Below are 26,155 nucleotides of genomic sequence, written 5' to 3' on the forward strand. Positions count from 1 at the left end.
CGCGGACCACGGGCCACGGGCCACGGGCCACGGACAGAGACGGTCTCAGGCTGCCGTGCCCAGCGCCGGTTGCCCCGTGACGTCGCGCTCCCTCGTCGGCAGGAGCACCGGCGTCGTGCCTCCGCGCCTGCGGAGCAGGAGACCCGCGCCTATGGAACCGGCGACGATCAGACCGCCGGACACGAGGGCGCCGCGTGCGCCGGCCAGCTCCATGAGGAGTCCCAGCGCGGGCGGGCCGCCGAGACCCCAGGCCGTACTGATGCTTCCCCACACACCGAGCACCCGGCCCCGCAGGTGGGCGGGCGGGTCGGTCTGGAGAACGGTCGTCCCCGCGGTGTCGGAGACGGACTCGGCCACGGCCATCGGCAGGACGAGGACCAGCAGCACCGCGAACGAGGGCGAGAGCCCGGCCACCACCTGGAGCAGGGCGCCCGTGGCGGCCAGGATGCCCACGAGCCGCACGGACGGCCGCCGCAACCGGGCGCCGAGGACCGCGCCGATGACGCCTCCGACGGCGAGGACGGTCGAGACCGTGCCGAACGATCCGGCGCTCCCGGCGAGCGGCCCGGTGACGAGCACGGCCAGCGTGAGGGTGTAGTTCCGCCCGAAGACCGCGCTGACACCGGTGACGCCCGCGAGGGCCATGAGCCGGGGCCGCCGCATGAAGTACGCCAGGCCCTGTCGGACGGTCATGTCCTCGCCGACCGGAGCCGGGCCGCTCGGCGCCGGGGCGACGGACGGGTCACCGGCCCCGGCCTGCCGCAGAGCTCCGAGCGCGGGGCGCAGGAAGGGTATGACCGCGGCCACGAAGAGGAACGAGAACCCGTTGGCGGCGTAGGCGGCGGCCGTGCCGAGGAAGCCGACGGTGATGCCGCCGAGCGCGGCACCGGTGAGGCGGCCCGCGCTGTGGACCAGCGAGCCCACGCCGATGGCGGACGGCACGTCCTCGGGCGGCACGAGATCGTTGCCCAGCAGGGCGCACGCGGGCCCGTCGACCGTGGCGACGACACCCGTGAGGCCGGCCAGCACCATGAGCACGGTCAGATCGAGCCCCCCGGTGGCCACGAGCACGGCCGTCGTGAAGGCGATGGCACCGAGCAGCGCCTGGCTGGCCGAGGCGGTGAGCTTGCGCGGCCACCGATCGACGGCGGCTCCGCCGACGAGGCTCATCAGGAGTCCGGGTGCGGCCTGCACGGACATGGACAGGCCGGTGGCGGCGGCGGACCCGGTGATCTGCAAGACCAGCAGATTCTGCACGGTGAGCTGCATCCAGGTGCCGGCGTTGGACACGAAGTTGGCCAGGGACCACCAGCGCATGCTGCGGTACCGCAGGGAACGCCAGGGCGAACGTGACCCGGAGGAGGCGTGAGAAGTCGCGGACGGGGCAGAAGCGGCCGCGGAGAAAGAAGACACGGGCGAGGAAGACACAGAGGCACTCGGAGACTGAAGCGAGCCCGGAAGGACTCAGGTGGGGGTCTCGGCGGGAGTTGGGGGACACCGGCTGCACTGCGCGGTCACTCCACCGGAGCTGTCGGGGGCGCCGCGCTCCGGGAGGGACGTCGCCTGGGCGCGTCGCAGTGCGCGTGGACGTTCCGTAGTACGGCGACGACCATGGTGGCAGACGGGGCGGACGCGTCCCGGCCCGACGCCGTCCGCCGCACCGACGAACGGGCCCAACTGCCGGTCGGCATCGTGACTTTGGTCCTTCTGGTGTGCTTGCTCACACGTCTTCTCGCTGGTGTCTGTTCCCGAAACCCCGCCCTCGTTTCGGTGACGGCGGCCACAGGCACCCGCGGTCCGGCGGACGCCACCCCGACGTGCCGAACGGCGCGTCGGCCATCACAGTGGGAAGCGGGGTGGTGACGCGGAGCACCGCCCGATGATCGGCTCCAGGGACGGCACAGGCGTGGGCCGCGCTCCGCGAGACCCGGCCGGCCAGGCCCGGTCTTCGGGCGGCCGCCCCATAAGGGCGCACGGAAGGAGGTCTTCGCGATGACGAGCATGTTCTCCATGGCGCCGCAGCCGCCTCCTGTGTGGAAGAGGGCTCTGGTGACCGCCGGCGCCGGCTTTCTCGGCTCGCACCTGTGCGAACGGCTGCTGGACGCCGGAGTGGAGGTCGACTGCGTGGAGGACCTGGCGAATGGCTCGGCCCGCAACGTCGAGCACCTGGCCGACCGTCCAGGATTCCGGCTGCTGGAACGGGACCTCGCCCACCCGGGGTGCGCCGACACCCTCACCGGGCCCTACGCCCTTGTACTGCACCTCGTATGCCCGGCGGACAAGGCGCCCCCGGCCCCCCTGGAGACGCTCGACGCCGGAAGCGCCGGCACCCGCAGCGCCCTCGCCGTCGCCGAGAGGGACGGCGCCCGGTTCCTGCTGGCCTCCACCTGCCTCTTCGCGGGCGACCTCCCCGGGGACGATCGCGGGTTCGCCGAGGAGCCCGGTGGCGCGCGAGCCGCGCACGACGCGTCCCAGCGCTTCGCGGACGAGCTGACCACCGCGTACGTGCGGGCCAAGGAGGCCGACGCGGGCATCGTGCGCATCTTCCCCACCTACGGCCCGCGCATGGCGTCCGGCGACGGCGGGATCATCCCCGCGCTCATCCGGCAGGCCCTGAGCGGCGGGCCGGTGACCGTGCCCGATGACGGTGGCGCCAGGCCCTCGCTGTGTTACGTCGACGACACGGTCGAGGGTGTCCTGCGGGTGGCGGCGAGCCGCTCGGTACGGCCGGTCGACATCGGCGCCGACCCCGGGGCGACCGTGGCCGAGATCGCCCGCCAGGTGCTCAGCCTGACCGGTTCCACCGCCCGCGTCGAATGCACCGCGAAGCGAGCCGAAGACCCCGAGCCGCCCGCCCCCGCGACCGGGTTCGCCCACGAACTCTTCGGTTGGACGCCCACGGTCTCCCTGGCGGACGGGCTCAAGCGCACCATCGCCGACTTCCTCGGCGGGCCCACGGACGACGAGGTCCGCAGCCTTCTTCCGCAGGACCACGCCACGGAAAGGGCGGCAGCGCGGGCGCGCCGGGCGCCGAAGCGGACGTACGTCCAGCGCGCGCCTGGTGAGCGGGCGCCGCGCACACCCCTCGCTGCGCCGGTGGCCGCCACCCCCCTCGCGGCACGGGTGACCGCCCCGGGGCGCTCCGGGGCAGGCGACACCGGCAAAGCGCTGGTCGTCTGTCTCGGCGGTATGAGCAGCGTCCTGCTGGCCGGGCCCGCCGTCCGCGCGGTCGCGGCAGGAGCCGATCACGTGACGATGGTGTGCGGGCCGCGCGGCGCGCCGGCCGCCGCGCTGCTGCCGCACCTCGACGAGGTCCTCGTCTGGGAGGCGCCCTGGGAGGGCACCCGCCCGCCGCCGGTGGACGAGGCGGACGTCGAAGGGCTGGTTCGGCGCGTGCGGGAAGCGGCGTACGACGTCGCGCTCATCATCACCTCGTTCGGGCAGAGCCCGCTGCCCGCCGCGCTCCTGCTGCGGATGGCACACATCCCCCGCATCGGGGCCGACACGACCGACCACGCCGGGAGCCTCATCGACGTACCCCACCGTCGGCTGCCCGGCCGACATGACGCCGAAGCGGCGCTCGACACCGCCGCCGCCCTGGGCTTTTCGCTCAGGACCGGCGACGACGGCCGACTGCGCGTGCTTCCGCCCCCCGACACGACCGGCCTCACCGGCAACGGCCCGTATGTCGTCCTGCACCCGGGCGCCGCGACACCGGCCCGCGCCTGGGACGCCGAGCGCGCGGCGGAGGCGGTCGCCCTGCTGGCCGACGCGGGCCACCGCGTCGTCGTCACCGGCGGCCCGGCCGAGACCGCCCTGACCCGGCGGGTCAGCGGCGGCACGGCCGTCGACCTCGGCGACCACACGGACCTGCGGACCCTGGCGGGCGTCCTGCGCATGGCCGACGTGGTGATCGCGGGCGACACGGGACCGGCGCACCTGGCCGCCGCGACCGGCACCCCGGTCGTCTCCGTGGGCTCCCCGGGCGCCCCCGCGGAACACCGGAGCCCCTACGGCGTGCCCGCCGTCCTCCTGGGAGCCGACGTGGAAGCGGGCACCGGCCGCCCCGGCCTGGACAAGGCACTGCCGGACGACGTGGTGCGCGCGGTGCGCAAGCTCATGAAGGAGCGCATGTGAAAGCAGTTCCTTCAGGCGGAGGGACAATCCCGCCGCAACCGGTGTGTTTCGTACGCGGCTGCGAGGGAAACCCGAGGGACAGGCAAGCCCTTCGCCGAACACCAGTGGGAAGGAGCAGTACCCATGTCGAACCCACAACAGCCCGAGGTGCGACGCAGTGACAAGGGGGCCGGCACTCCCCAGGACAGCCAGGCCCGCAAGGCGGCGCAGCCAGGCAAGAGCGGTGGCCACGCCCACGGCACCGACCGTGGAGCCAAGGGCGGCGGCAAGGGCGGCGGCGTCCCTGAGGAGCAGCGGCCCGACCACCCGGCCTGAGCCCGCATCGCATCCAAGGAGAAGTGCAGACCTGCCGGGTCGTCGTCGGCCCGTCCCCCGCCCCGCCCTCTGCCCGCGAGCACGCGGCGAGAGGGAGGGGGGCTCCGTGTCCGTGCGGTCCGTGCGGTCCGTCGCGAGCCTTCCCCGCGCCGCCCCTCAGCCCACCGCGAGCCCTCCCCGCACCCGCCCCTCAGCCCACGTATCGCCGAGCGGAGGAACGCCGTTGCGCCTCCTCCAGGAGCCGCAGTCGAGCCTCGACCTCCGTCGGCAGGACCCGGCGCTCGCGCAGCACCCAGGGCAGGGCCACCGTGGCCTCGGCGAAGGCGCGTAGGGACACGGCATCGCGCGGGACGGTGCGGGCCAGGTGCAGGGTGCGGCGCAGCGCGGGCCCGGCCGGGCGGCGCAGCCAAGTGAACCACAGGGTGTTGCGGATGCCGTGGGCCCGGCGCAGCGTGGAGTCCCGTACGACTGACGGCTGGTGATGGATCGTCAGGTCGTCGGCGTAGGTGAGCCACCAGCCGTTGACCGCCAGGTCCACGGCGAGCAGTTCCTCCTCGCCGCCCAGCCACAACCGGGGATGGAAACCGCCCGCGGCGCGGAAGGCGTCGGCGCGCAGGACGGTCGCGGCGGCCAGGAAGGAGCCCAGCGCGGGGCCGGGCAGCCAGTCGGGGCCCCGTACGGGCGAGTCGCGCAGTTCCTCGTTGATCGGGTCTTCGGTGCTTCCCGGCTCCACCAGGATGCGGGCGGTGACGGTGGCGAGCGCCGGGTGCCGGTCCAGCAGGTCGGCGGCGCCGGACAGGGAGCCGGGCGACCACCAGGAGTCGTCGTCGCAGAACGCCACGTACGGCGTGCGGACCTCGCGGACCGCGAGGTTGCGGCCGACGGCGCCGAGGTTGCGGCCGGGACACAGCAGTCGGACCCCGGGGTGCCGGCGGACGACCGCGTCGGCGGTGCCGTCGCTTGAGGCGTTGTCGACGACGATGACCGCCGGCTGTTCGGGGAGCTCGGCCAGGCGGTCGAGGGTGCGCAGGAGTTCCGGGCGGCGGTTGTGGGTGATGACTACGACGGTGGTGCGGGCGTCGGTCATGGCTGTGCTCCGTCCAGCGTGCGGGCGGCCCGTTCGACGTGCGGCGGCAGGGGGCGGCGGGCGCGCAGGGCGGCGGGCAGCCGCGTCAGGGTCTGGCGCAGCGCCTGCCGGGCGGCCCGGTCGCGGCGGGCGTCGGCGGCCAGGCCCCGGGTGCGGTCCAGGGCGTGCGGCAGCGGGCGGCGCAGCCAGGCGGTGAGCAGTTCGTTGCGCAGGACCCTGACCGGGCGGCCGTCGCGCGGCGCCGGGTCGGGGTGGTGGTGGGCGACGACGTCGGGGCAGTGGGTGACCCCCCAGCCGTGCGCGGCCAGGTCGTAGGCGAGCAGGGTTTCCTCCGCGCCGAAGAACAGCAGGTCGTGGAAGCCGCCCGCGTCGAGGAAAGCGGTTCGCCGCACGACGCAGGCACAGGCGAGGAAGCCCAGGACTTGGGTGCCCGGCAGGTCGTGGGCCGGGCCCAGCGGGGAGGCGGCGAGGACGTCGTTGAGCGGGTCGGGTTCCTCGGCGGGGCCGACCAGCGTACGGGCGGAGATCAAGCCCAGCCGCGGGTGGCTGTCCATCAGCTCGGCCGCGCGGTCCAGGGCGCCGGGCGCCCACCAGGAGTCGTCGTCGCTGAACGCCACGTACGGGGTGCGCAGCGCGCGTACGCCGAGATTGCGGGCGAGGGCGCCCTGGTTGGAGGCCAGGGGCAGCACTTCGACTTGGGGGAAGTCGCGGGCGAGCCGGGGGCGGGTGTCGTCGGTGGAGGCGTTGTCGACGACGAGGATCTCGGGCCGGTCGGGGAGGTCGAGCAGATGGCGCAGGGTGCGCGCCAAGCTGTTGGAGCGGTCGCGGGTGGCGATGACGACGCCTGTCGTGGGGGTGCGGTTCATGAGGCGAGGGGGAGTTGGCCGAGGGCATGCAGAACGTCCCCGGTGCTGATGCGCAGGAGCGCCGGGTCGGTGCGTACGCCGTGCGGGTCGCCTTCCGCGCCCGGGCACGGGCGCCACAGCACGCGGTGGCGCGGGTCGGGCGGTGGGCCCCAGCGGCTCGGTGCGACGGGGCCGAAGAGGGTGACGGTGGGAGTGGCGTGGGCGACGGCGAGATGTGCGATGCCGGTGTCACCGCTAAGAACCGCGCGGGCGCCGGCGACCAGCGCGTCGAGGCGCCCGAAGGGCAGGCCGCCACCGAAGGTGTCGGTGTCGGGCAGGCGCGCCTGCTTGGCGAGGCGGGCCACGAGGTCGTCCTCCGCGGCCCCTCCGGTGACCACCACGCGGTGGCCGCGCTCGCGCAGCGCTACGGCGACGGCGGCGTAGCGGTCGACCGGCCAGCACCGGGAGGGCGCGCCGGCGCCCGGGTGCACCACAACGGCTCCCGGCGCGGGCGAGGGGGCCGGCGGCCGGGGCAGCAGCAGATCGGCGGGGTCGGCGGGGATGCCGTAGAACTCCAGGAAGCGGCACCAGCGGGCCCGCTCGTGTTCCTCGGCCCGCCAGCGCGGCCCGTCGATCTCGGGGGTCCCCGGGTGGGCGAAGGCGAACAGGCGGCGTGGGCGCAGGAGTTGGAGCAGGCGGTGGCTGGGCGGTCCGTTGCCGTGCAGGTCCACGGCGATGTCGGGTGGCGGCCCCTCCCAGTCGAGGGCGGAGGGGACGGCGCGATCCGGGGCGCAGGCGGGCAGCAGCCGGTCGACGGCTCCCGTCGCCGCGGCCACCGGCGCGAGTTCGGCGGGGGCGGCCAGGACCAGTTCGTGCTCGGGCAGGGCCCTGCGCAGGGCGCGCAGCGCCGGAACGCCGGCGAGGAGGTCGCCGAGGCCCAGGGCGCGCAGCACCAGGAGTCGCGGGCGCGTGACCGGCCGCGCCGCGCCGTCCGGGCCGGCAGCGCGGTCGGACGTCATCGGCCCTCCGACGTCCGGGCCGGCAGCGCGGTCCCACGTCATCGGCCCTCCCTCGCCCGGGCCGGGAGCGCGGTCCACCGTCATCGGCCCTCCGTCGCCGGGGCCAGAAGCGCCGTCGAGGACCGGCCGTCCAGGTAGGGCAGCAGCAGCACCTGCCCGCCCCACTCCCCCAGCAGAGCGGCCTCGGGCAGCTCGGCGCCGGAGTAGTCGCCGCCCTTGACCCAGATGTCGGGGCGCAGCTCGGCAAGGAGCCGTTCGGGAGTGTCCTCCTCGAAGACGGCCACCGCGTCGACGCACGCCAGCGCGCACAGCACCCGTACCCGGTCGGCGAGCGGGTTCCTGGGGCGGTCCGCACCCTTGCGGCGTCGTACCGAGGCGTCGGAGTTGAGGCACACCACCAGGCAGTCGCCGATGCCCCGGGCCGCCTGGAGCAGCCCGACATGTCCGGCGTGGAGCAGGTCGAAGCAGCCGCCGGCGGCGACGACGGTGCCTCCGGCGGCGCGGGTCCGGGCGATCACGGCCCGCGGGTCCGGGGCGTCGGCGACGTCGTGGGGCTTCTCGCCGGCCGGCGAGAAGCTTGTCGCGGGCGACGCGCCGTCGCTCACCGCCCCCGCGCCACCTCGGGCGACGAACGCGGTCGCTGCCGCCACGGCGCCCTCGACCGCCTCGCCGACGAGCGTTCCATCGGCCAGCAGCCCGGCCGCCGTGGCCGCGAACCGGTCACCCGCACCGCAGGCGTCACCGTGGTGCACAGCGGGCGCCGGGACGAACAGGGGCTGTTCGCCGTAGGACAGCAGCGCGCCGCGGGCGCCGAGCGTCACCGCGACGCAGGCGGCACCCCAGTGCCGTACGAGTGCCGTGGCCTGGGCGGCGACCGCTTGCAGGCCGTTGCCCGCCGGGCCGGTGGCGTCGAGCCCGGCGGCCGACGCGAACGTCTGGGCCTCCGACCGCGCCGGCGTCACCAGGCGGGTCCCCGGTACCGGTGGCCCGCCGCGCGGGTGCGGGTCCCAGACCACCGGGGGGCGTTCTGTCAGTACGTCCCGCAAGGAGTCGGCGGCGCCACGGCCGTAGTCGGAGACCAGCACCGCCCGGGCCGAACGGACCGCCTCGCGGGCCGTGTCCGTCGCGGCGCGGACGCGGCCGTCACCGCGGTCGAGCCGCAGGACCGGCCGGTCCTGCGCCAGCACCCGGGTCTTCTCCGCCAGCGCGCCGGTCAGCGGCAGCCCGATGATCCGCACCCGGCCGTCGAGCAGTCGGCGCAGCTCCTCGCTCGCCGGGTCGTCGCCCAGGCCGGTGATGAGCGTGACGTCCCGGCCGTCGTCGGCCGCGAGGCGGGCCGCGAGGGCGGCTCCGCCCGGCCGCGCCCGGCACGACCGTTCGGTGACCACCGGCACGGGCGCGTCGGGGGCCAGCCGGTCGGCGGTACCGGCCAGATCGCGGTCGAGCAGGGCGTCACCGACGACCACCAGAGGGGCCTTGCCGGAGCGGGTGCCGGCCATGGTCACCTCCCGTTCCTCTCGATCGCCGCGTCGAACGCGGCGCACACCATGTGCACCGCCACCAGATGGAGTTCCTGGACGGTCGCTGTGGAGGCCCCCGGCACGCACAGCGCCTCGTCGCTGCCCGCGACCAGCGGGTTCGGGGCAGGGCCGGTCAGCGCCCATACGCTCATCCCCGCCGCGCGTCCGGCGTCGGCGGCGGACAGCAGGTTGGCGCTGGCGCCGCTGGTGGAGAGCAGCATCAGCACATCACCGGGTCGTCCGTGGGCGCTTACCTGGCGTGCGAAGACCGCGTCCACGCCGTAGTCGTTGGCGATCGCGGTGGTGCTGGAGGTGTCGGTGTGCAGAGCGAGCGCGGAGAACGGCGGCCGGTCGTCGCGGTAACGGCCGACGAGTTCGGCCGTCAGGTGCTGGGCCTGTGCGGCGCTGCCACCGTTGCCGGCCGCCAGGAGCCGGCCACCGCCGCTGAGGACGGCGGCCAGTCGTTCGCCCCACCGCTCGGTGAGGTGGGCCCGTTTGCGAAAGCCGGCCATGGCGTCGAGGAGTTCGTCGCAGTGCGCGGTGACGGACGATTCGGCGTGGGTGCTCATCAGGCGACCTCCGTACGCAGTTCCTGGCCCAGGGCGATACGCCGGTAGACCTGTTCCACTCCGTCCGCGACGCGCTGCCAGGTGAAGCGGGCCAGCACGCGCTCGCGTCCCGCCTCTCCGTAGCGGCGCAGCCGGGCTTCGTGTCCCAGCAGCTCACGGACGGCGTCGGCGATCGCGGCCGTCTCGCCCGGCGGCACGAGACGGCCGGTGTGCCCGTCGGCGACGCTGTCCTTGTGGCCGCCGACATCCGTGGCGACCACCGGTGTCCCGCAGGCCATGGCCTCCAAGGGGACGATGCCGAAGGGCTCGTACACCGGGGTGCACAGGACCAGGTCGGCGCTGTTCATCAGGGCGGGCATCCGGCGTGGGTCGACGGCGCCGAGCAGCCGCACGCGGTCGGCGACGCCTTCCGCTTCGGCCAGGCGGCGCAGCCGCGCGGCCTCGGGCTCCGTGTCCAGTTGGTCGGGGGGCGGCCCCCCGGCGATGAGGAGTTCGGTGTCCGGGATCAGCGCGAGGGCGCGGATGGCCTGGTCGTAGCCCTTGCGCGGGACGAGGCGGCCACAGGCGAGCAGCCGGTGGCGCTGCCCACGGGCCGGGGCGTCGGCGGTGTCCGCCAGGGGGCGGAACTGCTGGGCGTCGACGCCGCACGGCACCACGGACACCCGGCCCACGGGAACCCCCATGGCGGCGAGCTCCTGGACCTCGTCGCCGCAGGTCGCGAGCACGCGCTCGCAGGTGCGGCCGATCTGCCGCTCGATGCCGACGCGTTCGCCCGGACTGGTGTCGTCCGGGCCCTGATGGCGCCGCTTGACGGTGCCCAGGGCGTGGAACGTCTGGACGACCGGAACGCCGTACGCGGCCGCTCCGAGCTGGGCGGCCATGCCGGACATCCAGAAGTGGGCGTGCGCCACGTCGGGCCGCTCGCGCCCCCAGGCCCGTGACAGGTACGCGCCGAAGGCGGGCATGTGCGGGAACAGGTCGTCCTTGGGCAGGACCTCGCGGGGCCCGGCGGGGACGTGCTCGACGACGGCGCCGCCGGGCAGCGGCGCCCGGTCGGGCAGGTCGGCGGCGTCACGGCGGGTGTAGACGCTCACGTCGTGGCCGCGCCGCGCCAGTTCCTCCGAGAGGCGGGCGACATACACGTTCTGTCCGCCGGCGTCGACACCGCCGAGCGCGGCGAGCGGGCTCGCGTGCTCGGACACCATGGCGATCCTCATCGGGTCACCTCCTTCAGCAGCCGCTCCCAGTCGTCCAGGAAACGGGACAGGCCGTAGCGGGCGAGCGCCGCGGCGCGGGCGCCCTCACCGATCGTGCGGGCGTACTGCGGGTCGGCGATGAAGTCGCCGACGGCCTCGGTCAGTACGTCCATCCGGTTGGACACCACCCCCGCGCCGGCGGGCACGGCCTCCGTGACCTCCGTGGTGGCGAGGGCCACCACGGGCATGCCCAGGTGCATGGCCTCAAGCAGCGACAGGCCCAGCGAGGTCCAGCGGATGGGGTGGAGGTAGAGGCGGCGCCTGGCCATCGCCGCGTGCAGCTCGCGCTGGGGGAGCTCGTGGGAGCGGCAGCGCTCGGGCGCGAGGCCGAGGTGGCCGGCGAGCCCGTCGGTCTTCATGCCGAAGACGTCGAGGGGGGCGGCCTGTGCGAACGTCGCCAGCAGATCGGTGCCCGTCGTCCGGCCGCGCCGCACCGGCTCGTTGACGACGACGGCGGCGTTCGGGATCTCGCCGGTCCACAGCGGTCCGGGGTCGACGATGCCGTGTTCGATGACGGTGGTCTCGGCGCGCCCGGCGTCCCACATCAGGCGGTTGAAGTGGGTGACGTGGACGAGCGGCACGCCCGGCAGGTCCGCGACCGGATGACGGGTGTCCGGAACATCACCGTGCGGGGCGTTGTGCTCCAGGTACACCATCGGCGGGCGGCGGCCCAGCCACTGCTCCACCAGGGCGTATTCATGCGGCCGTTGGAGGATCACCAGGTCGATGTCCGCGTCCCTCAGCCGCTCCGGCGGAACTTCGATCACGCTGTCCGGCCAGTCGAACGTGCGGGCACGGCCGAGCCCGTCGGCGTCCCGGTCGGGGGTGACCGGGACGACGTAGGTGTGTGGGCCCTGCACGAATGCGGTCGTCCAGGAACCGTGCACATGCCAGATGAGGATCCTCATTCCGCGACCATCACTTTCTCTACGGCGGTCACCACGTCCTGCGCGGAGACCGACTCCAGACACGGGTGGCCGGGCACCGGGCACTGCCGGGCTCGGCTGTCCGCGCATGCCGCGTCCTGGTCACCGAGCAGGATGTGGGGGACGCCGTAGGGGCGCCAGCGCTCGGCGGGGACGACCGGGGCGAACAGGCAGACCACGGGGGTCGCGACGGCGGCGGCCAGGTGCGCGGGCCCGGTGTTGCCGGTGACGACGGTCCGGGCCCTGGCCAGCACCCCGCAGAGTGCGGCCGCGTCGGTACGACCGCCGAGGTCGAGTGCGTACTCACCCGCGACGTACGCGGTCAGTTCGCGCTCGCCCTTCCCGCCGGTGACCACGACCCGGTGGCCGGCCGCCGCGAGTTCGCGCACCGCCTCGGCACACCGCCGCGGGCTCCAGGCCCGGGCCGGAACACTGGCTCCCGGGTGCAGCACCACATACGGATCGGGGCCGGTCAACGCGATCGTGGAAGGCGGGTCGAGTACACGCAGCCGGCCGTCGTCCGGGCAGGGGAACCCGGCGGCCTCGGCGAGGTCGAGCGCGGCCTGCGCCTCATGGGCGTGCGGCGCGCGCTGATGGCGTACGTCGAGCAGTGAACCGGGGTAGTCCACGCTGTCCGCGGCGATGTATGCCACCCCGGCCAGGCGCAGCAGCAACGCCGCGGGCAGGGGGGACTGGTGGAAGGAGGTCAGGATCAGGGCGGCGTCGGCGTCGATCGTCTCGATGAGTTGCTCGACCTCGCCACGGCCCACCGGCGGGGGCGAGAAGCCCACCCAGGGGGCGTCCCACACGAGGATGTCGTCCACGCCCGGCAGCAGGCGCGCCGCATGGGCGCCGACCGGCCCGCACAGGACGGTGACATGGTCGGCGCGAGCGGCGACGGCGCGGATCGCGGGCCCGGCGAGCAGCACGTCACCGAAGCTGTCCAGGCGAGTGACCAGGGCCTTCATCGGGCCCTCCCCGCACGGTCGCAGGCGGCCTTGGTAATCCGTTCCTCGGCGCGGCTGCGGGTGACTCGCAGCCGGCCCGACAGCACCGCACGCACGGCGCGGGCCAGGTCGGGGGCCACGTGCGCGGCGGCGGCGATCTCCTGCGACCGGGTCACCGGGGTGGGCACGAGGACGCCCAGTGCGCCGGCCCGGCGTGCGGCCTCGACGTCGGCGCCGATGTCACCGATCACCGCGGTCCGTCCGGGCGGGATTCCGAGCCGGCCGGCGGCCCACTCGATCATGCCGGGCCGCGGTTTGCGGCAGCGGCACCCGTCGTCGGGACCGTGCGGGCAGACGGCCCATACGTCGAAGGGGCCGATCAGTTCGTCGACGCGTTCGTTGACGCGGCGGACGTCGTCGGCGCTGAGCAGCCCGCGTGCGACGCCGGACTGGTTGGTGACCACGCCGGTGGCGATGGACCGGTCCCGCAACAGGCCCAGCGCCTCGCGGGCGGTGTCGACCGGGCGGACCAGGTCGGGATCGCCGTTGTAGGGGACGTCGTGGACGAGGGTGCCGTCCCGGTCGAAGAGCACGAGGTCGATCTCGTTCACGGCGCCACCGCCCGGTGCGGCGCCGCGTCGCGATGGCGCCACAGGCCGCTGAGCCAGTACCAGGTGGCGGCGGGCGGAATGAGCACGCTGGTGGCGAGCATGGTCTCGACCTCGTGGCGGCTGCGCGGTCCGGGCGCTATGCGTGCCCAGGCGAACTCGCCGGTGGCGGCGGCCCAGCCGAGCGCGGCGGTCGCGGCGGCCCGGCGGCGCCCGGTCGCGGCCAGCGCGCACGCCGCCGCGGCTGCGGCCGTGATCGCGAGGTGGTGGTACAGGCGTCCGCGCGGCGCGGCGGCCCGGTGCCACCAGTCGGGCCCGTGCAGGCGCCGCATGAGGGCGTCGTCGGCATTGCCGCGCTGGGCCCGCAGCGAAACCCAGCGGTCGGCGGGCCGCACCGGGTGCTTGGTGGTGCGCCGCCCCTGCTCGATGCGCCACCGGTCGTCCAGGACGCGCAGCGCGAGGTCGGCGTCCTCGCGGAAGGCCCGGCGAAAGCGCTCGTCGAAGCCGCCGACCCGCTTCAGCGTCTCGGCGCGGAACGCCATGTCGGCGGTGATCCAGCGGGCCTGGGCCAGTCCGGCGGTGCCGCGCTCCCAGTCGGTGGGCCGGCGCTCGCCGGGCAGCGGTACGTCGATGACGCCCTGGACCGCTCCGGTGTCCGGGGCCGCCTCGGCGAGATCCTGGGCCAACTGCTCGCACCAGTGCGGCCCGACCTGCACATCGTCGTCGAGGAAGGCGATCCAGGGGGCGGTGGCCGCGCGCAGCCCGGTGTTGCGGGCGGCTGCGGGACCGCGTCCACCGCTGTGGATCACCAGCGTGCGCTCGCGCAGATCACCGAGGACGCTCAGCGGATGCTCCAGCGCGCCGGGGTCCGGCGCGGGCCCGGGCCGGTCGTCGACGAGGACGATCTCCTGGGGCTTCGGGCCTGCGGCGGCGGCGAGCGCGGCGAGACAGTCGGCGAGCGTGTCACGCACCAGCGTAGGGATGACGACGGCGTAGGCGGTCATACGTCAGGCCCTCCCGTACACCGCGCCCCGGCGCACCGCGAAGGGGCCGATGGCGAGGAGGTCGACGGGTGCGGAACCGAAGCACTCCAGGGCGTCACGCGGGTCGTCGACCATGGGACGACCAGCGGTGTTGAGGCTCGTGTTGACCACGACCGGCAGCCCGGTACGCCGTTCGAACCCGGCCAGCATGCGCGCGACGAGCGGCTCCTGGCCGGCGTCGACTGTCTGGATGCGGGCGGTGCCGTCGACGTGGACGACGGCCGGAATACGGTCCCGCCACTCGCGCGCCACATCGTGCACGAACAGCATGTACGGGCTCGGCAGCGGGCCGGTGAACAGCTCGTGCGCGCGCTCGGCGAGCACCATGGGCGCGACCGGCCGGAACTCCTCACGGCCCTTCACCCGGTTGAGCCGTTCCAGGTTCTCCGCGCGGCCCGGGTGGGCCATCAGGGAGCGGTGTCCCAGGGCGCGCGGCCCGTACTCGCTGCGGCCCTGGAACCAGGCGACCACCCCATCACGCGCCAGTTCCTCGGCCACCGCCTCGGCGATGTCGTCCGGTTCCTCGTAGGGGACTCCGGCCCCCTCCAGCCAGGCCCGGATCTCCTGGTCGCTCCAGCCTCGACCGAGATCGGCGCCGGCCATCGGCTCCGGGTTCTCCGCCAGGTGCAGGGCGCCACCGAGGGCGGTCCCGGCGTCACCGGCGGCGGGCTGCACCCACACATGGCGGTACGGGCCCTTCGCCGCGACCTTGGAGTTGGCGACGCAGTTGAGGGCGACCCCACCGGCCAGGGCCAGGGCCTCGCCGCCCGCCTCGCGGTGCAGCCAGTGCACCAGTTCCAGCAGGACTTCCTCCAGGACGGCCTGGGTGCTCGCGGCCAGGTCGGCGTGGTCCTTGGTCCACGGCTCGTGCTTGCCGCGCGCTGGTGCCAGGGCGGACCAGTCGACGCCGTGAGTGCGAAAGCCCCCGTCGCCGGTGGCGTGGACGTGTTCACGCAGGCGGGCCAGGAAGCGGGGCTTGCCGTAGGAAGCGAGCGCCATCACCTTGTATTCGTCGCTGCTGCGCAGAAATCCCAGGTGCTGGGTCAGGTCCTCGTACAGCAGGCCGAGTGAATGGGGCAGCGGCTGGGTGAAGAGCGTGTCGAGCTTGCCGTCGTTGTAACGGCCCGCCAGGTGGGAGGCGCACTCACCGCGGCCGTCCAGGACCAGGACCGCGCTGTCGGGGTGCGGCGCTGCCCGTCCCGCCGAGGCGGCGTGCGCCACGTGGTGCGGTACGAAGACGACCTGCTCGGGGTCGAGGCCGGGCAGCGCCTCGGCGAGAAACCCCGGCGCCTGGCGGGCGTAGTCCTGGCGCAGGGGATCCCAGGGGTCGTCCAGGCCCATGTCGGCGGCGGGCCGCGCGAGCTTGGGGTCGTAGGAGTAGGTGACCGCGTCCAGTTCCTCCGGCCGGATGCCGGCGTACTCAAGGCACCAGCGGGCGGAGAGCTCGGGCAGTTCCCACGCGGAAAAGGGCAGAGGCCGCTTGCCGTGTTTGCGGCGGCTGAAGCGTTCCTCCTCGGCCGCGGCGACTGTGCGGCCGTCCACCACCAGAGCTGCGGCGGGGTCGTGGAACAAGGCGTTGATACCAAGAATGCGCATGATGTCCGTCCTGGCGGCGTTCGGGGGCGCTTGCGCCCCACAGGTCCCGCGCGGCGGTTGCCCCAAAACGTGGAGACAACTGCCGTGCGGCGGGCATCCCGTGTGTGGCTTTCGGCAGAGCCGGGCGGGGATGCCGGGTTGTGCTCTCGCGGCGTCGGCCGCTTTCAGGCGGTGACAGACCGGGAGAACCAGCTCACCGTCCGTTTCAGGCCCTCCGCCCAGCCCACCACCGGTTCCCAGCCGAGCCGCTCGCGGGCGAGCGTGGTGTCGGCCCGCCGTCGGCACGGGTCGTCGACGGGGCGCTCGACGAAGCGGACGCGGGAGGTGGAGCCGGTGATCTCGATGATGTGGTGGGCGAGCTCCAGCATGGTGATCTCTTCGGCGCCGCCGATGTTGATCGGGCCGCTCTCCGCCGAGGCGGCCAGCGCGAGGACACCGTCCACGGTGTCCTCGACGAAACACAGCGACCGGGTCTGGCCGCCGTCACCGGCGACGGTGAGGGGCGCGCCGTCCAGAGCCTGAGCGATGAAGGTGGGTACGGCGCGGCCGTCACCGGCGCGCATGCGGGGGCCGTACGTGTTGAAGATGCGGACGACGGCCGTGTTCGTACCGTGCACCTGGCGGTGAGCGGTGACGAGTGCTTCGGCGTACCGCTTGGACTCGTCGTAGACGCTGCGCGGCCCGATCGGGTTGACGTTGCCCCAGTACGTCTCGCGCTGAGGGTGCTCCAGAGGATCGCCGTAAACCTCGGACGTGGAGGCGAGAACGAACCGGGCACCGTCGGTGCGGGCCCGCTCCAGGGCGAACCGAGTGCCGTTGCTGCCGACCTCCAGCGTCTCCAGCGGCAGCCGGAGGTAGTCGGCCGGGGAGGCGGGGCAGGCGAAGTGCAGCACCAGGTCGAAACGGCCGGGCAACTGCTCCCAGACCGTGGGATCGGTGGCGTCGCCGCACACGAAACGGAAGGCGTCGTGCCGTTGGAGTTCCGCCACGTTGTCGGTCGAGCCGGTGGCCAGGTTGTCGAGGCACACCACCTCGCATCCCGCTTCCAGCAGCCGGTCACAGAGGTGGGACCCCACGAATCCGGCGCCGCCGGTTATCAGGGCCCGGCGCCAGGTGTGTCCGCTCATGGGGACGCTCCTTACTCACTGGATTCACTCGTGTCCGCTGAGTAACCAGGATGACGTGTCGTATGCGAGACAGCCAGTCGGGGGCCGCGCATGCGCCGCTGCCCCGCGGCGCACGCCGTGTGGGTACGCGGCCGGCCAAGCCGCCCGTCCGGCCCGGGCCCGTCAGGACGTCCCAGCGGGGCCGGTCCCCTCATGGCGCGCCCGTCACCCTCACCTGCTCCACGGCGAAGCCGCTGCGCACCCGGGCCGGAATGCGGTGCAGGGAAATCTTCAGGTCCTGGTCCGGCACCGTGTACTCCAGGTCGGCCAGACGCATCGCGAGCGCTTCAAGAAGTCCGATGGTCAGGCCCTCGCCGGGGCAGCGATGGCCGGTGCGCGGCTCGCCGCCGCCCTGGGGGATCAACTCGTCACGTCCGACGGGGTGTTCAAGGAACCGCTCCGGACGGAACACATGCGGATCTCCCCACAGCGCGTCGTCGTGGTTCTGCCCGAAGACGTCGAGCAGCACCATCGCGCCGGCCGGCACCGCCACGTCCCGCCAGGACAGATCCCGTACGGCAAGACCTCCGAGGTAGGGCGCGAAGGGGTAGAAGCGGCGTACCTCGTGCGCGAACGCGGCGGCGTACGGAATGTCGCCGTCACGGAGCCGGTCTCGCCGGCGCGTCGTCAGATGCAGATGCAGCGCATGGGCGGCGTAGGCGACGAACCAACTGATGGCGACGGTGGGCCGGATGACGTTCAGCAATTCGACGGCCGCCGTGTGGGGTTGCATCAGCTCGCCGGTGCTCTCGCGGTGCGCGCACACGGCTGCGAGCACCGACCCCTGGGGGGCGGTGGCACGCCCGGCGCGGACGTCCTCGACGAGCCGGGTGAAGTCCTGCTCCTGACGGCTGCGAGCGCGCCTGGCGCGGAAGTGCCGTGGCCCGGGGGTGGCGAAGCCGTCCACCATGGCCACCAGGTCACGTGCCAGTTCCTCCACCGCGGAGTCCCCGTCGAGCCGAATGCCGGCCCAGTCGCACACACCACGGGTGAGCACCACACTCGCGGCATCGAACAGAACCACCCGCCCCTGCTTGCTCCACTCGCGTGCGGCGTCGTCCCACGCCGCGTTGACATGTTCGACGAGACCGGCGATCCGCTCGGGGTCGAGCAACGGCAGGAAGAACTCCTTGCGCGTACGATGGGCGTCGCCGTCGAGGGTGTGAACGGCGTCATGGCCGAACAAGGTGCTCAGCACCGGCCCCGGGAGCGCGCCGCTCCGACGCACGTTGCGCTCGTCGTAGAAGAAGCGCACCGCCTCCGGCCCCCGCACGACGAGAGCCGGCTTGCCCAGCACCCGCGTGCGCGCCACGCCACCGGAGCGCCCGCCGAGCAGGCCGGGCAGCCAGGTGTAACCCCGGGCGAAGGCCGAAAGGGAACGGTCGATCAAAGGAGTGGTCGATACATCCATAGTCGGCAGGTTCCCACGCATATGGGCGGTACGCATGGGACACCGAAAGGGCTCGTAATGGGCTGAAAACGGTGGCAGTGCGACGGGATCAACCACGCTGCCAATGGTTGCTGGCCGCGCGCTCACGTCCCGGCACTGGGCCTCACGCCGGACTCTGCCTTCCCGATGGGCATCCGGCTCGACACCCTCGTGTCCGAAGCCGTGTCCTGAAGGCGCGCACCGGCTGGCCGGCCCCGATCACGGCTGTTCCGACAGCCGACCTTCAGGACCGAGCAGCAGGGATGCGGGATGGGTGATGCCAGGCACGATCCGGCCGTGATCGCGCCACGAAGCGCCGACGTGCGTGCACGTGCGTGTACTCCGACGGGCTTCGACTCGTCGTCAGTCGGTGGAGAGCGCCTCGAGGAGGTCTCCGACCTGCGGGTCGGGCAGCGCGCGGGCGACATCGGCCTGGGCGACGACACCGACCAGGTCGTGCCCGTCGATGACAGGTAGCCGACGCACCTTGTGCGCCGTCATGGTGCGCAGGATTTCCGCGGCGTCGTCGTCGGCGCCAATGGTGACCGCCTCACCCTGTGCGAGGTCACCTGCCTTCGTGTCGGTGGGATCCAGGCCCTTGCCGAGAACCTTGACGACGATGTCGCGGTCCGTGAGCATGCCCTTGAGTCGCTGATCGGTACCGCAGATCGGCAGGGCTCCCACGCCGAGCTGGGCCATCTTGCGGGCCGCCTCGGCCACCGTTTCCTCGGCCCCGACGCACTCGGCGCCGCCGGTCATGATCTCGCGTGCGCTGGTCATGTCACTGCTCCGTTCTCATGGGGATGGGTGACCGGCCCGGTCTTCGCCCCCGGACCGGTCAATACCTTGCGTACCTGTGCACGGTGGGGATGAACAAGGCCCCACGCGGACGCCAGGCCACTGTCAGCCGGTTGCCCAGCGACCGCGCGCGCCTCTCAGTCTTTGCCGCGCCCGGTGACGAAGTCGCGGGCCCGGTCGACGAGGCCCGCTCCGGGCGCGAGGAGCTTGTTGCCGGGCGGCGTGTCGGGCGCGCCCGGGTGGGGACGCGTGGGGGCCATCTTTTTGGCAGTCCGGATCTTGTCGCCGAGCTCATCGAGCACCTTCGTGGACACGGCGCCGGCCAGAGCGGGGAACAAGTGCTGCTCCTCGTCCGCGACATGGGTGCTGACCTCGCGGATCAGCTGCCCCACCAGGCTGTCGAAGCGGGCATCTCCGACGTCGGCCTTCTCCAGGTCCTTCAGGAGTTGCTCGACGGTCGCGTGGTCCTTGATCTCCCTGTCCGCCAGAGCCTCCCCACCGGGTACGTGCTCGCGAACGGCGGGGTAGAGGTACATCTCCTCCGCCACCGCGTGCCGGACCAGCTCGATCGTGAACCGGTCGGCGATATGCCGGCGCTTGTCGTCATGCAGGGGCAGGGCCTCGATCTGGTCGAACAGGTCCTCCACCTCGCGATGGTCCGCCTTCAGTTCCTCAATGACGTTTCCGCCGTGTCCCATAAGGGCGTGTTCCTTTCGGATCGATCGGTCCCCGAGTGCTTCTCTCTCGCGTCCTCCTCGGTGCATGGGTTCCCGCCTCTTTGCCGGACTAACGCGCCTATTTCGCCGTGCGCGGTTCCGGTGCCGTGCGAGCGCGTCCGACGGCGCCGCGGGATGTTGGCAACCGGCGCCGCCGCGGCGTCGGGCTGGCGGCGCCAGGCACAAGCCGTCGATCCCGCCCGGTAGTGACGCGCCGAGTCCCTCCCGGCCGGGCTGTCCACGAAGCCCGGCCGCTTATGAAGCGCGAGCGCGATGAGCGGTCAGGGACGGGCCAGGCGTCACTGTTGTACCGAGCCCTCGGCGGGGCGGTTGCCGCTGACCCGACCGATGCGGGCGGCCGCGCGTGATCGTGACGCCGGTCCGGGCGTCGAGCCGGTTCGCAGCGCTTCCCAGGGTCTGCTGCTTTATGCGGGTGCAGGTGCTGGTGAGCAGGCGCGACACGTGCATTTGTGAGATGCCGAGTGCCTGGGCGATCTGCTTCTGCGTCATGTCCTTGAAGAACCGCATGTGCAGGATCCTCAGTTCGCGTTCGGGTAGCGCCCTCAGAGCTGGTTTCACCGCCTCGCGGTCCACGACGATGTCGAAGCCCGCCTCGGGGACACCGAGTGTGTCGGCCAGCGCCGGGCCTTGCCCGTCCCCGCCTTCATGGCGGGTCCCGGCTTCCAGGGAGAGACTGCTGAACGACTCGAGTGCTCGCAGACCGTCGTGGACATCGTCTTCCGCCAGACCGCAGTGATCGGCGAGCTCCGGAACCGTCGGCTCCCCCGGCCGGAGCGTCATCAGTTCGCGGCGCGCGATGCGGACCTTGTTGCGCAACTCCTGGACGCGGCGCGGGACGTGGACGGCCCAGAGATGGTCGCGGAAGTAGCGTTTGAGCTCTCCGTTGATCGTCGGTACCGCGTAGGCTTCGAACGCGCCTTTCGCCGCCTCGTAGCGGTCCACCGCTTTGAGCAGCCCCACTGCCGCGACCTGGTACAGGTCTTCCGTCTCCGCGCCGCGGTCGCGGTACTTGAGCGCCAGACGCCGGGCCATCGGCATCCACTGACGCACCAGAGCCTCGCGCAGCGCCTCCCGTTCCGCGCCCGCGTCAAGGGCGCCCAGCCGGGCGAAGGCGGCCGCCGTGTCGGGTGCGTCACCGCGGTTCCTGGGGCGGTGCGCGTCGACCGTGCGGGGTCGGGTGGTGGCAGGCATGACCGAACTCCTCTCGTGGCAGCACGGGCCCTGGCCACACCGTCCGGGCACCATGCGCTCGGCCCGCGGACGGGTCCTGCGGGCGTGCCCCGGTCTGAAGCACAATCGGCGCCTGCCCGTGCCGCTCCACGGCAAACAGCAGCCGTTGGTCAGGAGCGCGCGCAGGATTTCAGCAGCGTGAGCAACCGCGCGTAACCGTTCCAGGACTCTCTCGTTGGGCGTGATGTTCGCCCCCGCGACACCGCAGGGGCCCTCGTCCGGGCACACACCTCCGTTGAGGGCTCCTGCGGCCGGCTCCCATGAGACATGTGCACCGGCCGGACGGAACGGCGACCACCTCGCCAACTGTGCAGGGACGCCATCGATACCGCGCCGACGGCGAGGCAGACCGGGTGAGTCCACTCATGCGCGACCATCCAAGACACTGGTTCTGGAGTCGCTCAGATGGGAAAATCGCTCCTGAGCCGCGTCGGCTTCCACGGTCGCCGGGACACGTCGCTTTCCGGCCCTGTCCAGCCGCCGCATCAGCGTCCTCGTAACCGAGGAGGATCGTCATGCAACGGAGTCGCCTTGCCGCGTCGGCCCGCTCAGGCGCGGCCATCCTCCGCTCGCCGCGGCGCCCGGCCGCTTCGGTGACGCGCGACGCGGACACCTGCCAAGGGATCCTCATCCTCCGCTTGGCCGGGGAGTTCGATGTGGACACCGTCGGGCCTGTACGCCGGGCCCTGGAGAAGGCGGCTGACGACGGCGCCGTGCGCCGCACCGTCGTGGACGTCGCCGGCGTGACCTTCGCGGACACGTCCCTGTTGAACGTGCTTCTGGACGCACGCAAGGATCACCACTTGGTCCTGGCCGGTCCGGTACAGCGCGAGGTCGGCATCCTGCTGACCCTGACGGGCACGAGCGGCGTGTTCACCTTCGCTCCCAGCGTGGCAGCGGCTTGCACCTGAGACGCCTGGAACCGCCTTCACGTCCTCAACATCCGGGGCCGCGACGGCCGCCCTGGCGGTGGGCATCGTTCCATTCGACGGCCGGTCAAGTCATTGGGCGGTACTTTCGGTGATGAGGTCGATCAGGCTGCGCGGGCCGTCCTGGGCGTGGGCCCGGCGCTGGCGCTCGGCTCCGGTTCCCACCCGGACGAGGCGCTGGACGGCGGGAAGCACGTAACGGTCGTCCCCGCAAGCCGCCAGGGCAGGGGTGATGTGGTCCAGCAGCCGCGCCACCACCTCTGCCGCCGGCCGGGCATCGCCGTGCGGGTGCATGAGCGTGCCGCCCAGGCCGTAGCGGGCCGCTTGCCACGTCGCCGCCTGCAGCTGCTCGGGCGTGCACGCGGGCACCGGTTCCTCTCGTCCGTACGCGTCGATGGCGGTGGCGGCCAGAGCGCGGACGATTCCGGCGAGCATGACCGCGTCCTCCACGCCGAGCTGCACGTCCAGACACCGCACTTCGACGGTGGGGTAACGCTCGGACAGGCGGGCGTCCCAGTACAACTGGCCCGTGTCCATGATCACTCCGGAGCTGACGAGAGCGGCGATGCGCTGGTCGTAGTCCGCGACGTCCGTGAAGAGAGGCGGCGGACCGCTCACGGGCCAGCGGTTGAACACGAGCGTGCGCCAGCTCGCGAACCGGGTGTCGCTGCCCTGCCACAGGGGCGAGTTCGCTGACATGGCAAGCAGTGTGGGGAGCCATACCCGGATCCTGTTGAGCACCCCGACGGCGGTGGCGCGGTCGGGCATCCCCACATGGACGTGCATCCCGTTGATGAGTTGCTCGTCCACCAGAGTGCCCGCCTGCTTGCGCATGCGCCGGTATCGCGGTTCGGCGGTGACGGGGACCTGCCGACCGGGGCAGGCCAACGGCGCCGTCGCCACCGCGGCCAGACGGCACCCGTTCCGCTCGGCGGCGGCCCCCAGCGCGTGCCGCAGACGAAGAAGGTGACCGCCCAGCTCCGTCAAGTCCTCACATACCGGCGTCGCCGCTTCCACCTGTGCCTGAAGGAGTTCCGGCTGGACCTCGTCCTCATCCGCGATCCACCCCAGCCCGACCGCTCCCCGTACCTCCTCGGACAGCGCCACGGGCACGCCGGTGAGGGGATCGATCAACACGTACTCTTCCTCGACACCGAGACTGATCACTTCACTCAGTCACTCAGCCCCTCCGTCAAGCCCGGCTCCGGCAATTACCGCACAGCCGCACTTCTGTCGCTGCCTTCCGCCCGCTCGCGCAGCCGCCGAGCCTTCTCCCTCAGCCGCTGCCGGTGCTCGGCGTCGGTCGTGCGCTGGGCAGCCATCTCCAGCTCTTCCGCCCGCTCACGGAGCCGGACGCCCCGGTCGGCCATCTCTTGCTCACTGTTCACAGACACGTCGCTCTCCCGATCTGCAAAGAGGGGCTCTTCAGCGAAGCACGTCCCGCTTCGTCACGCACGCCGGGGGCTGCGGATGGCCTGCCGGACCGATGCCGCGCTGACCTGCATGGCCAGACCCGTCAATCCCGTGCCACTACGCGCACGGTCTTGACGTCCTTGTCGACGGCGTCCGGCACGACCATGCCGGCGTCGACGCCGGTCCGCAGGTACGTCAGGACATCGGCGTTCAGGCGCTCACCCGGGAGTACGGCAGGGATGCCCGGCGGATACGGCGTCAGCATCTCAGCGCTGATCCTGCCTTCCGCGCGCTCCCAGGGGATCTGCTCGGTGCGTCCGAAGAACGCATCGCGCGGAAGCATGCTCTGCTCCAGCCGAAGCCTGCCGGGCGGCGGGACCTCGACCCGGGGCGCGGGGCGGAGATCAGCGGCATGGGCGGCGAGATCCCGCAGCGCCGTGATGAGTCCGGCCGTCGTGGCTTCGTCGTCCGCGTGGGTGAGCTGGGCGCTGATACGGCGGTGGTCGGAGAGGTGCAGGTTGATGTGGTGGTGCTCCCGGATCCAGTCGGCAGCGCGGTATCCGGTGGTTCCCAGTGCGGTGATGTCGATGATGATCTGGAGCGGGTCCATGTCGGCCGACCGTCCGGGCCCGCAGAAATCGTCCCTGCCGTGTACGTGGAAACCGTCGATCGCGGAGATCTGCGACCGCACGTCCTGAGCGAGTGCCAGGGCGTCGTCGTACAGGGTTTTGCCGTGCTCGACCATCTGTCGGCGCCAGCCGTCCAGCGCCGCGTAGATGAGCACGGAGGGGCTCGTGGTGCCGAGGAGGTCTTCCCGGCTCTTCAGCACCTCCGGCTTGACGAGATCTCCCTGGAGGTGGAACACCGAGCCCTGTTCGAGCCCGGAGCCCATCTTGTGGACGGATGTCACGCAGACGTCCGCCCCGGCGTCCATCGCCCACGTCGGCAGATCGGCGTGGAAGGGCAGGTGGGCTCCCCATGCCTCGTCCACGATGACCGGCTTGCCCAGCGCGTGGCACGCCTCAGTGATGGCTCCAAGATCGGAGCACGTCCCATACGGCGTGGGACTGGTCACCAGCGCCCCGCGCGCGTCGGGGTGCTCCCGGAACGCGGCAGCGAAACCCTCCGCGGACGGCGGGTGCGCCAAGTGACGTTCGGCGTCCCACTGCGGCTCCACCCACACCGGTTCGATGCCGGAGAGGATCAGCCCGGACACGACGGACTTGTGGGCGTCCCGCCCGACCAGAAGCTTTTCGTGCGGCCCGGCGACCGACAACATCGCGGACTTCACCGACAGGGAGCTGCCGCACGTCGAGAAGAAGGTGTGCCGGGCGCCGACGGCGTCGGCCATGAGCTCCTGGGCCTTTTCCAGCACCCCGTGGGAGGAGCGGCGGTCATCGAGCCCGGACGTCGCCAGCACGTCCGAGGAGAAGACAGCGTCTCCGAGCACCGACCGGACCCGCGGGTCCGCGCCCCGGGCCTGTTTGTGCCCGGGCGGCGTGAACGGCTTCTGTCCGCTCTCGTGATAGGCCGTCAACGCTTCCAGCACGGGCGCCTTCGAGTGGTCCATGAGGGCCAAGTGCCCCGGGCCGCCGAGTCAGAAACCGGGTACGGGGCTCGGCGGGGCCAGGCAGGTGAGCAGCCGCCGCGCCGGGTGCTCCAGCCGGCCGGAGTGCCCGAAGGGCAGAGGCGCGGCTCGCCGCGGCGCCACCTGGCGGCTCGCTGTGCATGGGGGTGGGGCGCGTCCTCAGGAGCGCTCGGGCGGGCCGTCGTCGCCTGACCCGCCCGACCCCGGTTCGGCCATCTTTCGGTGCGCGGCGGCCTTGGCGCTGTCGGGGAGGACTTTGTTCGCCATCTCCTGGGCCTTGGTCTTGAGCGAGCCCGCCACGCTCTTCGTCCTGCCGCCCATGAGGGCCTCGAAGCCGTCCTTGGCGACCTGGGCGGGGTCGTCCTTGTCCTGCCGGCCGAGCTTGGTGTCCTCCATGCCCGCCCGCCGGAAGAATTCCGTCTCCGTGGGACCGGGCATCAACGAGGTGATGGTCACCCCGGAGTCCTTGAGCTCGTTCCCCAGTGCTTGCGCGAAGGACTGGACGAATGACTTCGACGCGTTGTACACGGCCTGGAAGGGACCCGGCATGGTCGATGCGATGGAGGAGGTGAACAGCACCCTCCCCTCGCCACGCGCCACCATGTCCGGGAGGAGACGCTTCGCCAGGCGGACCGTCGAGGTGATGTTGAGGTCGATGACGCGGATCTCGTCGTCGAGCTCCGTCTCGATGAACGGGCCTCCCTTGCCGACACCCGCGTTGAGTGCCGCAGCGTCGACCGGTTGCCCCATCGACGTGACGGCGGCGTACAGGCGGTCCACCCCGCCGGGTTCCGCGAGATCGACCCGTACGGTCTCCACTCGCGCCCCTTCGGCGCGGATCTCGTCCGCCGCGATGTCCAGCTCATCGTCCTCCGCGGTCAGCAGGAGAACGAAACCGTTCCGGGCGAATTGCTTGGCCAGTTCGAATCCGATGCCGCTTGAGGCGCCTGTGACGAGGGCCAGCGGTTTGCTGTCGTTCATGTGCCGACAGGTACCC

General features: G+C 72.7%; 24 protein-coding genes and 1 pseudogene. 4 read left to right on the forward strand and 21 right to left on the reverse strand.

From position 1 onward, the window contains the following. Window positions 1–45: 45 nt before the first annotated feature. Window positions 46–1,317 (reverse strand): MFS transporter, encoded by a 1,272-nt coding sequence (locus ACGFW5_RS15700; RefSeq protein WP_393834773.1) that lies wholly within the window; start codon window positions 1,315–1,317, stop codon window positions 46–48. A gap of 693 nt (window positions 1,318–2,010) precedes the next feature. On the opposite strand from ACGFW5_RS15700, the pseudogene ACGFW5_RS15705 reads away from it, so the two are divergent. The 3 genes and pseudogenes from ACGFW5_RS15705 to ACGFW5_RS15715 form a co-directional block, all read left to right on the forward strand. Beyond that, window positions 2,011–2,916 (forward strand): annotated as a pseudogene (locus tag ACGFW5_RS15705) (NAD-dependent epimerase/dehydratase family protein); the annotation flags it as partial. 273 nt (window positions 2,917–3,189) lie between these two features. Beyond that, window positions 3,190–4,137, forward strand: coding sequence for a glycosyltransferase family 9 protein (locus ACGFW5_RS15710; protein ID WP_393834884.1), 948 nt, complete (start codon window positions 3,190–3,192; stop codon window positions 4,135–4,137). 123 nt (window positions 4,138–4,260) lie between these two features. Continuing rightward, entirely contained in the window at window positions 4,261–4,452 is a 192-nt protein-coding gene (locus tag ACGFW5_RS15715; protein WP_359966669.1) for a hypothetical protein, read from the forward strand. Between the two features lie 190 nt (window positions 4,453–4,642). Here the strand turns inward: ACGFW5_RS15715 and ACGFW5_RS15720 are convergent, their stop codons facing one another. The 16 genes from ACGFW5_RS15720 to ACGFW5_RS15795 all read right to left on the reverse strand — a co-directional run bounded on the left by ACGFW5_RS15720 (window position 4,643) and on the right by ACGFW5_RS15795 (window position 21,189). Continuing rightward, the gene (locus tag ACGFW5_RS15720; RefSeq protein WP_393834774.1) at window positions 4,643–5,539 is read right to left on the reverse strand and encodes a glycosyltransferase family 2 protein; all 897 of its coding nucleotides are present in this window, start codon (window positions 5,537–5,539) and stop codon (window positions 4,643–4,645) included. Beyond that, window positions 5,536–6,405, reverse strand: a complete 870-nt coding sequence (locus tag ACGFW5_RS15725) for a glycosyltransferase family 2 protein (protein ID WP_393834775.1) — start codon at window positions 6,403–6,405, stop codon at window positions 5,536–5,538. The genes ACGFW5_RS15720 and ACGFW5_RS15725 overlap by 4 nt, the downstream gene beginning before the upstream one ends. Next, the gene (locus ACGFW5_RS15730; RefSeq protein ID WP_393834776.1) at window positions 6,402–7,403 is read right to left on the reverse strand and encodes a glycosyltransferase family 9 protein; all 1,002 of its coding nucleotides are present in this window, start codon (window positions 7,401–7,403) and stop codon (window positions 6,402–6,404) included. The genes ACGFW5_RS15725 and ACGFW5_RS15730 overlap by 4 nt, the downstream gene beginning before the upstream one ends. Before the next feature lie 80 nt (window positions 7,404–7,483). Continuing rightward, the gene (locus ACGFW5_RS15735) at window positions 7,484–8,902 is read right to left on the reverse strand and encodes a PfkB family carbohydrate kinase (RefSeq protein WP_393834777.1); all 1,419 of its coding nucleotides are present in this window, start codon (window positions 8,900–8,902) and stop codon (window positions 7,484–7,486) included. A gap of 2 nt (window positions 8,903–8,904) precedes the next feature. Then, entirely contained in the window at window positions 8,905–9,492 is a 588-nt protein-coding gene (locus tag ACGFW5_RS15740; protein ID WP_359966657.1) for an SIS domain-containing protein, read from the reverse strand. Further along, window positions 9,492–10,709 carry a glycosyltransferase gene (locus ACGFW5_RS15745; RefSeq protein WP_393834778.1) on the reverse strand — a complete coding sequence of 406 codons (1,218 nt, stop codon included), beginning with the start codon at window positions 10,707–10,709 and terminating at the stop codon, window positions 9,492–9,494. The genes ACGFW5_RS15740 and ACGFW5_RS15745 overlap by 1 nt, the downstream gene beginning before the upstream one ends. Then, the gene (locus tag ACGFW5_RS15750; protein WP_359966651.1) at window positions 10,706–11,656 is read right to left on the reverse strand and encodes a glycosyltransferase; all 951 of its coding nucleotides are present in this window, start codon (window positions 11,654–11,656) and stop codon (window positions 10,706–10,708) included. The genes ACGFW5_RS15745 and ACGFW5_RS15750 overlap by 4 nt, the downstream gene beginning before the upstream one ends. Beyond that, on the reverse strand, window positions 11,653–12,642 hold the full coding sequence (locus tag ACGFW5_RS15755; RefSeq protein ID WP_393834779.1) for a glycosyltransferase family 9 protein: 990 nt from the start codon (window positions 12,640–12,642) through the stop codon (window positions 11,653–11,655). The genes ACGFW5_RS15750 and ACGFW5_RS15755 overlap by 4 nt, the downstream gene beginning before the upstream one ends. Beyond that, on the reverse strand, window positions 12,639–13,232 hold the full coding sequence (locus ACGFW5_RS15760) for a D-glycero-alpha-D-manno-heptose-1,7-bisphosphate 7-phosphatase (RefSeq protein WP_393834780.1): 594 nt from the start codon (window positions 13,230–13,232) through the stop codon (window positions 12,639–12,641). The genes ACGFW5_RS15755 and ACGFW5_RS15760 overlap by 4 nt, the downstream gene beginning before the upstream one ends. Further along, window positions 13,229–14,233 carry a glycosyltransferase family 2 protein gene (locus ACGFW5_RS15765; protein ID WP_393834781.1) on the reverse strand — a complete coding sequence of 335 codons (1,005 nt, stop codon included), beginning with the start codon at window positions 14,231–14,233 and terminating at the stop codon, window positions 13,229–13,231. Before ACGFW5_RS15765 ends, ACGFW5_RS15760 begins: the two co-directional genes overlap by 4 nt. Window positions 14,234–14,236: 3 nt before the next feature. Beyond that, window positions 14,237–15,868 (reverse strand): carbamoyltransferase, encoded by a 1,632-nt coding sequence (locus tag ACGFW5_RS15770; protein ID WP_393834782.1) that lies wholly within the window; start codon window positions 15,866–15,868, stop codon window positions 14,237–14,239. Window positions 15,869–16,032: 164 nt separating this feature from the next. Beyond that, window positions 16,033–16,995 carry an NAD-dependent epimerase/dehydratase family protein gene (locus ACGFW5_RS15775; protein WP_393834783.1) on the reverse strand — a complete coding sequence of 321 codons (963 nt, stop codon included), beginning with the start codon at window positions 16,993–16,995 and terminating at the stop codon, window positions 16,033–16,035. Between the two features lie 190 nt (window positions 16,996–17,185). Then, window positions 17,186–18,445 (reverse strand): cytochrome P450, encoded by a 1,260-nt coding sequence (locus tag ACGFW5_RS15780; protein WP_393834784.1) that lies wholly within the window; start codon window positions 18,443–18,445, stop codon window positions 17,186–17,188. 381 nt (window positions 18,446–18,826) lie between these two features. Then, the gene (locus ACGFW5_RS15785) at window positions 18,827–19,243 is read right to left on the reverse strand and encodes a CBS domain-containing protein (protein ID WP_393834785.1); all 417 of its coding nucleotides are present in this window, start codon (window positions 19,241–19,243) and stop codon (window positions 18,827–18,829) included. Between the two features lie 155 nt (window positions 19,244–19,398). After that, entirely contained in the window at window positions 19,399–19,959 is a 561-nt protein-coding gene (locus tag ACGFW5_RS15790) for a hemerythrin domain-containing protein (RefSeq protein ID WP_393834786.1), read from the reverse strand. A gap of 273 nt (window positions 19,960–20,232) precedes the next feature. Then, complete coding sequence (locus ACGFW5_RS15795) at window positions 20,233–21,189, reverse strand: SigB/SigF/SigG family RNA polymerase sigma factor (RefSeq protein WP_393834787.1); 957 nt, start codon at window positions 21,187–21,189, stop codon at window positions 20,233–20,235. Window positions 21,190–21,743: 554 nt separating this feature from the next. Here ACGFW5_RS15795 and ACGFW5_RS15800 point away from each other — a divergent pair. After that, window positions 21,744–22,139, forward strand: a complete 396-nt coding sequence (locus ACGFW5_RS15800; RefSeq protein WP_393834788.1) for an STAS domain-containing protein — start codon at window positions 21,744–21,746, stop codon at window positions 22,137–22,139. Between the two features lie 90 nt (window positions 22,140–22,229). Here the strand turns inward: ACGFW5_RS15800 and ACGFW5_RS15805 are convergent, their stop codons facing one another. The 4 genes from ACGFW5_RS15805 to ACGFW5_RS15820 all read right to left on the reverse strand — a co-directional run bounded on the left by ACGFW5_RS15805 (window position 22,230) and on the right by ACGFW5_RS15820 (window position 26,139). Continuing rightward, complete coding sequence (locus ACGFW5_RS15805) at window positions 22,230–23,324, reverse strand: glutamate--cysteine ligase (protein WP_393834789.1); 1,095 nt, start codon at window positions 23,322–23,324, stop codon at window positions 22,230–22,232. A gap of 44 nt (window positions 23,325–23,368) precedes the next feature. Next, window positions 23,369–23,551, reverse strand: coding sequence for a DUF6381 family protein (locus ACGFW5_RS15810; RefSeq protein WP_393834790.1), 183 nt, complete (start codon window positions 23,549–23,551; stop codon window positions 23,369–23,371). Between the two features lie 122 nt (window positions 23,552–23,673). Further along, window positions 23,674–25,140 (reverse strand): aminotransferase class I/II-fold pyridoxal phosphate-dependent enzyme, encoded by a 1,467-nt coding sequence (locus ACGFW5_RS15815; protein ID WP_393834791.1) that lies wholly within the window; start codon window positions 25,138–25,140, stop codon window positions 23,674–23,676. A 177-nt stretch (window positions 25,141–25,317) separates the two neighbouring features. Then, a complete protein-coding gene (locus ACGFW5_RS15820) occupies window positions 25,318–26,139 on the reverse strand; it encodes an SDR family NAD(P)-dependent oxidoreductase (protein ID WP_393834792.1) in 822 nt (273 codons plus the stop codon). Window positions 26,140–26,155: the final 16 nt, after the last annotated feature.

Origin of the sequence: Streptomyces sp. NPDC048416 (assembly GCF_043200435.1) — a bacterium.
In the GTDB taxonomy this organism is placed as follows: domain Bacteria; phylum Actinomycetota; class Actinomycetes; order Streptomycetales; family Streptomycetaceae; genus Streptomyces.